The sequence below is a fragment of the Candidatus Chloroploca sp. Khr17 genome, from assembly GCF_004138165.1.
GTDB lineage: Bacteria > Chloroflexota > Chloroflexia > Chloroflexales > Chloroflexaceae > Chloroploca.
Genome location: NZ_RYFF01000119.1, coordinates 1 through 4,385, shown reverse-complemented (window position 1 = coordinate 4,385; position 4,385 = coordinate 1). Strand labels below are relative to the sequence as shown.

General features: G+C 62.2%; 2 protein-coding genes. Both read left to right on the top strand.

Translation table 11 applies throughout. From position 1 onward, the window contains the following. The first annotated feature begins 431 nt into the window (after positions 1–431). Complete coding sequence (locus tag EKD05_RS27110) at positions 432–3,386, top strand: peptidoglycan DD-metalloendopeptidase family protein (protein ID WP_129678350.1); 2,955 nt, start codon at positions 432–434, stop codon at positions 3,384–3,386. A gap of 184 nt (positions 3,387–3,570) precedes the next feature. Beyond that, a complete protein-coding gene (locus EKD05_RS25115) occupies positions 3,571–3,813 on the top strand; it encodes a hypothetical protein (protein WP_129678348.1) in 243 nt (80 codons plus the stop codon). The last annotated feature ends 572 nt before the right edge of the window (positions 3,814–4,385 follow it).

Sequence of the window (4,385 nt, the reverse complement as noted above, 5' to 3'; positions counted from 1 at the left end):
CGGCGGGCGACCCGGCTGCGGAAGGGGAAGCCTCACCCTCCTGCCTGTCAGCAGCGGGACATCCGACCAGGGCTGCCGCGACGACAGCGTGCGGATACGTGGCGTTATCCTACCACAGCATGGCATCCGTTGCCAAACAAACAGGGGCAAAGGGACTAACAAAACCACTGCTGCGGGTATGAGCTAATTCAGTGCGTTAGGAACAAAGGTTGGCCCGTCTTGACGCCAAGACGCAACGGAGCAACGCTGCGCATGCTGTGCGCTCAAACCTTGGCACCTTCGGTGCAAGGTACTGGGCCTCTCTGAGTACTATGCCCAAACAGGAAGATCGTACTACCGGATCCTGGGCGATCACACAAGAGCATGGAGGGTGGTTTTGGTACAGATAGCATGAAGGGTGATCACCGATTGCCACCAAAGGAGATTCTGCCATGCCTCGCTCCCTTTCACGCACGCTCATCGTGTTCATGCTATCCCTCCTGGTGATCACGCTGCTCGCCACCACCGGCGGGCTCCGTGCGATGCCGAACCCGCCACGCTTACTGGACGATGCTACCTTTGTGATCGCGCCTGGCTTTGATCATAGGGCTATTCAGACCTTTCTGGAGCGCCAGGCAGGATCGCTCGCAACCTATCAAGCCTCGCTGGATGGGCAACCTGCCCCCGCCGCCCACGTGCTGGCCGTTGCGAGCCTGGGCGAGGCACACGCCCTGAGTCCCCGGGTGTTGCTCACGTTGCTGGAACTGACCACTGGGCTGGTGCGCGATCCGCAGCCGCCGCCCGCCGTCCTGGAGCAACCCTTTGGCTTGACTGATCCAGCCTCAGCCAGCTTTGAGGCGGATCTGTTTGCCATGGGGGAGTTGTTGCGTCGGTCTTTTGCCGCCTATGATCCAGCGGAAGCCCCCATCCTGACGCTGGGCACTGGACAACGCTATGCACGTCCACCCTTGCCCAATGCAGCCACCTATGCGCTCGAACATGCGCTGGCCCGTCTTGCGCCCGACGCCGCAACCTTTGAACGCTACCTTGGGGAAGGCCCTGGTTCCTTTCGGGGGACGTTTGCCGTGCTCTTTGACGATTCGGCCTTGCTCGCCCTCGCTGTTGAGCCCTTGCAAACCGTCGCTCCGTTTCTGACGACGCCTTTCAGCGGAAGCTTTCGCGCAGGCTCGTTCTTCGACCACCATCCCAGCAAAGGGGTATTTCGTCGTTTCGATGGGACGAGCACCGGGGGATATGATGGGCATGAGGGCACCGATTACCCGATGAGCGTGGGCCAGACCATCATCGCGGCGGCGGATGGGGTGGTGGTTGATGTCGCGGTTGATCGGCAAGAGGCCGGCGTTGGCCAGAGTTGGTGCATTGACTATCCGTACACGCCCGTCACGGGCATGATTATTCAGCACCAGGTCGAAGGCATCACCTATCGAACCTGGTACTGGCACCTGGAGTCGCAGGGCATTGCCACTAATCCGCGCACTGGTCAGCGCTTTCAGCTTGGCGACACCATCTTTCGCGGCGAAATGGTTGGGCGATCAGGGAACACGGGGTGTTCAACCGGCCCCCATCTCCATTTTGGCGTGCAGCGCAGTGGCGTCGCGACCGATCCCTATGGATGGTGTGGTGCGGGCAGCGATCCGTATCCGACCTCAAGCCAGGTCTTATGGTCTGCGCTTGCCAGTACGCCCGCGCCCTGCGCGGTTGCGCCACCGCCCGCAACCTACAGCGGCGAGTTTGTCAGCCAGAGCTTCCAGCCGCAGATGGTGGCCGGTAGTACCCAGCAGGTGCAACTGCAATTGCGCAATACGGGTACTGGGGCCTGGGATGCCAATACCAAGATCTTTGCGCTTCCGCTCGACCAGAACCATCCGTTCTATGATCCCTCCTGGCTTGGGCCGTATCGCATTGCCAGCCCCGGCGTGGTGCAACCAGGGGCCATGGGCGTCTTTCAGTTTACCCTGCGTGCGCCGGCAACCCCTGGCTCGTATCGCATCGAGTTTGGCTTTGTCCAGGAGGGCAGTGCTTGGTTTAGTGCGCCAGCAAACGGGGCGGTCTTCTTCCCGATCACGGTCACAGCGGCGAGCGCGACGCTGCAGAATAACTCGTTTGAAGACCCCGCTGGCCCGGCTCCCTGGCAATGGCATGGCCCGTGCAATATGACCACCTATGAGTCGGGTGTCTATGGCGTGACGGCGTTTCATGGCACGCACTTTCTTGCGACCAACCGGGGTGAGCAGCCTGAGTGTACGTCGTTCTACCAGGATATTCCCTATGTGCCCACCCCAGGCACAACCTACACCTTTGCGCTCATGATCCACGCCCCGCCCGGGACGACGCGCACCGGCACCCTTGCGCTCTGGGCAATGGGCGGCGAGCAACCCAATGCCAGCCGTACATTCACGGTTAGTCAGCAGGGCTGGATGTGTCACGAGGTGAGTCTGCCGATCCAGCAGAGCGGCCATACCGGGCTGCGTGCCGAGGTCTACTTTCCCAACGAGGCGATTGGCGTTGATACGTTGTTTGACTATGCGCTGGTGCAAGAAGGAACCGCTTCCCTCTGCCCGACGGTTGGGAGCGGCAGTTCGCGTCCGGGGGTCTTTGCGGCGGCCTACGAACGCAATCGTGCCAGCGCCACGCTGGGCTCACCAATGACCGGTGCCTTCTGGGGTGGCGAGGCGAATCCGGTGGTGATGCAATGGCTGACCGGTGCGGGCGACAGCCGCCACGCGATGATTTTCCACGATGAGGTGCGCGATCAGCCAGCGGGGTCGGTGCCAGCCTACGTGTTGCACGGCCCGCTCTTTACTGACTATTGGCAACGCGGCCACGTCGATACGTGGCTCGGGGCTCCCACCAGTGATATCTTCACCAACGCCCAGGGGCAATTGCAGGCCAATTTCACCCATGGCTACCTGGTCATGGAAGGTCGGCTGGATCAGCCCGCCCAGGCGTATACGTGGCCGACCCCAGCGCCAGAGCACTGGTATGTGCGGTATTTCAATGGCATGAATCGTCAGGCTGGCCCAACTTGGGTGGAACAGGTGCCGGATGCGCAGGTGGCGCGCAATTGGGTGTTTGCGGCCCCCGGCAATGGGCAGGTTGGCGTCTGGGATGATGGCTTCAGTTCAGAGTGGACGCGTACCGTGACGCTGGTTGGCGGGGAGTATGAGTTTTTTGCGTATGGCGATGATCGGGTGCAGGTCTTCCTCAATGACGAACCCTTGATGAGCGCCGCCTACCTGGAACCGAGCACGCTGCGCCGCACCCTTGCTACGGGGGACTACACTTTCCGGTTAGAGCACGAGGAGGAGGAGGGTGGGGCACAAATCGAATTTACCTGGACACGCCTCGCCGCCAGGCGGGTCTATCTGCCGGTGGTGCGCCGCTAGGTGCGTGCAAGCTACGCTTGCTGATGTCGTGCGCCGACCACGAATGTGGGCCACGAAGAAACGAATACCGCACCGCAATGCCCCTCTTCGTTTCTTCGTGCTCAGTCTTCGTGGTCGGCGGTGCTACCGGGAAACGTACGTTAGCTGATACCAACGGGGGCTTCGACAGGCTCAGCCTCCTTCCGTGCGCAACGCCCATCGTCCGCTGTTGGCTGAGCTTGTCGAAGCCAAGCCCGCGAGCAGAAAACGTACGTTACAGACTGCTGAGGCGTTGGCTCACCTTGAGCATCAAGGCCGGAGGCTCCGCGAACCCGTCGAGCGCATCTGGGCAGGGGCGCGGGATCGCGCGGCACTCGTGGCGGGCCTCGACGATCAGGATGCGGCGCTGATCGACCGGCTACTGGCGCTGATCGCGTCGCCGCGTTGACCCCCATTGGCCTGGCTCCGCAACCAGTTTCGCCGCTGGACTGATCTGCAGCAAGGCCCGGCGAAGCCAACCACGCCAGCGGCGAACCCAGCGTGGCGTGAGCGATGCTCAGGCGGGCGACGGCGTGAGTCGTCAAGCCGTTTTTTGCCGTTATGGCAAATCAACTTCCGGCTTCAGCGGGAGTGATTTGCTGTTATGGCACACCAGCCTTGGCCCTCCCGTGCGACGGCGCGGCCTCGCAGCGGGGGGCCACGCCTGGCCGTCGTCGCCTGCCGCTGCCAACACCATGCCTGGCCTTCGTCCCCAACGCCAGCACGGATCTGCGCACGCACGGTGGGTGGGCCAGAGCCGTTGCCGCGCACCAGACGAGCAACCGCGCTTGCTTTTTGGAAAAAGGTATCGGTTTATGCTATACTTTGCCATGCCGATATCTTTTCTTGGAGTATCGCAATGGCCCCTGAACCACGCATGGATCCCCGCCTCGCCCGTCGCCTGGCGGAAAAACAGGCCCTCCTTGAGGCCCGACGCCCGCTGTCCGACGCGACCCTGCGCCAGCTCCACGCCGATCTTCA